The following is a 3,182-nucleotide window of genomic DNA, read 5'->3' on the forward strand; positions in this document are numbered from 1 at the left end:
CGCCAGCCGATGCAGCGGGGGCTACCGGGTTGACCACTTTCGGAACCGTCGCCGGAATGATCGGCCCACCACCCTGAGCATCCAGGTTTTCCTGAGCCTGGGCAGCGTCGTTGGCGCGCTCTTCCGGGGTACGGGTGTCGCTGAACACCAGCAGCAGGTAACGGCTGCGGTTCAAGGCGGCGGTCGGAATGGCGCGGACAATGGCAAACGGCTGGCCGGAATCGTGAATCACTTCCTTGACCGTCGCCACCGGGTAACCGGCCGGGAAACGTTGGCCGAGGCCGGAGCTGACCAGCAAGTCGCCTTCCTTGATGTCGGCGGTATCGGCCACATGACGCAACTCGAGACGCTCCGGGTTGCCGGTACCGCTGGCAATCGCCCGCAAACCGTTACGGTTCACCTGCACCGGAATGCTGTGGGTGGTATCGGTCAGCAGCAAGACGCGGGAGGTATAGGGCATCAACTCGACCACCTGGCCCATCAGGCCACGGGCATCGAGCACTGGCTGGCCGAGGACCACGCCGTCGCGTTCACCCTTGTTGATGATGATGCGATGGGTGAAGGGGTTGGGATCCATGCCGATCAGCTCGGCCACTTCGACCTTCTCGTTGACCAGTGCAGAAGAGTTGAGCAACTCGCGCAGCCGAACGTTCTGCTCGGTCAGGGCGGCGAGCTTCTGCATGCGCCCCTGCAACAGCAGGTTCTCGGTCTTGAGTTTTTCGTTTTCGGCGACGAGTTCGGTCCGGCTGCCAAACTGACTGGCAACGCCGTCCCACAATCGTCCGGGCAGGTCGGTGATCCAGTAGGCGTCCATCAGCACCAGCGACATCTGGCTGCGTGCAGGCTTGAGCAGACTGAAGCGGGCATCGACCACCATCAGCGCGACCGATAGCACGACCAGCACCAACAGGCGCACGCCCAGTGAAGGGCCTTTGGTGAAAAGCGGTTTAATAAGCCGCTCCTTCCAGGCAAATGTTCTGTTTATTCATACGGCAGCAATCCGGCCTGGATGCAGACTGACAGAAGATAAACGCGAACAGGCAGCACTGCAAAGTGCCGCCTGCGCGCTCAACAGCATAGAGGCGATCCGGCGACTTATTCGCTGGAAAGCAGGTCCATGGTGTGTTTATCCATCATTTCCAATGCACGGCCACCGCCGCGAGCAACGCAGGTCAGCGGGTCTTCGGCAACGATCACCGGCAGACCGGTTTCCTGGGCCAGCAGCTTGTCCAGGTCGCGCAGCAAGGCGCCACCACCGGTCAGTACCAGGCCACGCTCGGCGATGTCGGAAGCCAGTTCCGGAGGCGATTGCTCCAGGGCGCTTTTCACGGCCTGAACGATGGTTGCCAGGGACTCTTGCAGAGCTTCCAGCACTTCGTTGGAGTTCAGGGTGAATGCGCGTGGAACGCCTTCGGCCAGGTTACGGCCACGAACGTCGACTTCACGAACTTCGCCGCCCGGGTAGGCCGTACCGATTTCCTGCTTGATGCGCTCGGCGGTGGATTCACCGATCAGGCTGCCGTAGTTGCGACGCACGTAAGTGATGATCGCTTCGTCGAAGCGGTCGCCGCCAACGCGGACGGATTCGGCGTAAACCACACCGTTCAGGGAGATCAGCGCGATTTCGGTGGTACCGCCACCGATATCCACGACCATCGAACCGCGAGCTTCTTCAACCGGCAGGCCGGCACCGATCGCTGCGGCCATTGGCTCTTCGATCAGGAACACTTCACGTGCACCGGCGCCAAGGGCCGATTCGCGGATGGCACGACGCTCAACCTGGGTGGATTTGCATGGAACGCAGATCAACACGCGAGGGCTAGGCTGCAGGAAGCTGTTTTCGTGAACCTTGTTGATAAAGTACTGCAGCATTTTTTCGCAAACGCTGAAGTCAGCAATCACGCCATCCTTCATCGGACGAATGGCAGCAATGTTGCCCGGCGTACGGCCGAGCATGCGCTTGGCTTCGGTGCCGACAGCAACGACACTTTTCTGGTTACCGTGCGTCCGAATGGCCACAACGGAGGGCTCATTCAGGACGATACCGCGCTCGCGCACGTAAATAAGGGTGTTGGCAGTGCCCAGGTCAATGGAAAGATCGCTGGAAAACATGCCACGCAGTTTCTTGAACATGGGAAAGGGACCCTAGGCAACGCGTGGGTAAAAAAGTGCGGCAAACTCTAACAACGACAGGGATTTTGGGCAAGGCGCCAATATGTTAAATTGGCCGCTTTTCTGTGCACCAAGCCCCACAATCGCGGCCTTATGACCGTAGAAGTGCGGTAGTGTTCCGACAATCTAACACACGGACGCCGTCCGTTTTGTTTTCCACTGGAGAATCCCAATGGCGCTAGAACGCTCCGACGTGGAAAAAATCGCTCATCTGGCCTGCCTTGGCCTGAATGATGCCGATCTTCCACACATCACTTCGGCCCTCAACAGCATTCTCGGGCTGGTCGACGAAATGCAGGCGGTCAATACCGACGGTATCGAGCCGCTGGCCCACCCACTGGAAGCCAGCCAGCGCCTGCGCGCAGACGTCGTGACCGAGACCAATCACCGCGAGGCCTACCAGTCCATCGCACCAGCGGTCGAAAACGGCCTGTACCTGGTTCCGAAAGTCATCGACTAAAGGGAAAGAGCCTGCAATGCATCAATTGACTCTGGCCGAGATCGCCCGCGGACTCGCCGATAAAAAGTTTTCCTCCGAAGAGCTGACCAAAGTCCTGCTGGCGCGCATCGCCCAGCTCGATCCGCAGCTCAACAGTTTCATCAGCCTCACCGAGGACCTGGCGCTCACGCAGGCGAAAGCCGCTGACGCCCGTCGGGCCAATGGTGAGAACGGCGCCCTGCTCGGCGCGCCGATCGCCCACAAAGACCTGTTCTGCACCCAGGGCATTCGCACCAGCTGCGGCTCGAAGATGCTCGACAACTTCAAGGCACCGTACGACGCCACCGTCGTCGCCAAGCTGGCCGCTGCCGGCGCCGTGACCCTGGGCAAGACCAACATGGACGAATTCGCCATGGGTTCGGCCAACGAGTCGAGCTACTACGGCGCGGTGAAAAACCCGTGGAACCTGGAACACGTTCCGGGCGGTTCGTCCGGTGGCTCGGCGGCGGCGGTTGCCGCTCGTCTGTTGCCAGCGGCCACCGGCACCGACACCGGCGGTTCGATCCGTCAG

General features: G+C 60.5%; 4 protein-coding genes. 2 read left to right on the forward strand and 2 right to left on the reverse strand.

Features of this window, described 5'->3' with window-relative positions:
* Together mreC and mreB are read right to left on the reverse strand one after the other, a co-directional pair.
* Nucleotides 1–904 (reverse strand): rod shape-determining protein MreC (mreC, locus tag PMI29_RS15860; protein WP_443216451.1); only part of this gene is annotated, 904 nt, incomplete at its 3' end.
* 191 nt (nt 905–1,095) lie between these two features.
* Nucleotides 1,096–2,133 (reverse strand): rod shape-determining protein MreB, encoded by a 1,038-nt coding sequence (gene mreB / locus PMI29_RS15855; RefSeq protein ID WP_002555108.1) that lies wholly within the window; start codon nt 2,131–2,133, stop codon nt 1,096–1,098.
* A gap of 211 nt (nt 2,134–2,344) precedes the next feature.
* Here mreB and gatC point away from each other — a divergent pair, with 211 nt between their 5' ends.
* On the forward strand, nt 2,345–2,632 hold the full coding sequence (gatC, locus tag PMI29_RS15850) for an Asp-tRNA(Asn)/Glu-tRNA(Gln) amidotransferase subunit GatC (protein WP_007901429.1): 288 nt from the start codon (nt 2,345–2,347) through the stop codon (nt 2,630–2,632).
* Between the two features lie 16 nt (nt 2,633–2,648).
* Nucleotides 2,649–3,182: amidase (locus PMI29_RS15845; protein ID WP_007997746.1), on the forward strand; the 534-nt coding region annotated here is incomplete at its 3' end.

The sequence above is a fragment of the Pseudomonas sp. GM49 genome (assembly GCF_000282355.1).
Classification (GTDB): domain Bacteria; phylum Pseudomonadota; class Gammaproteobacteria; order Pseudomonadales; family Pseudomonadaceae; genus Aquipseudomonas.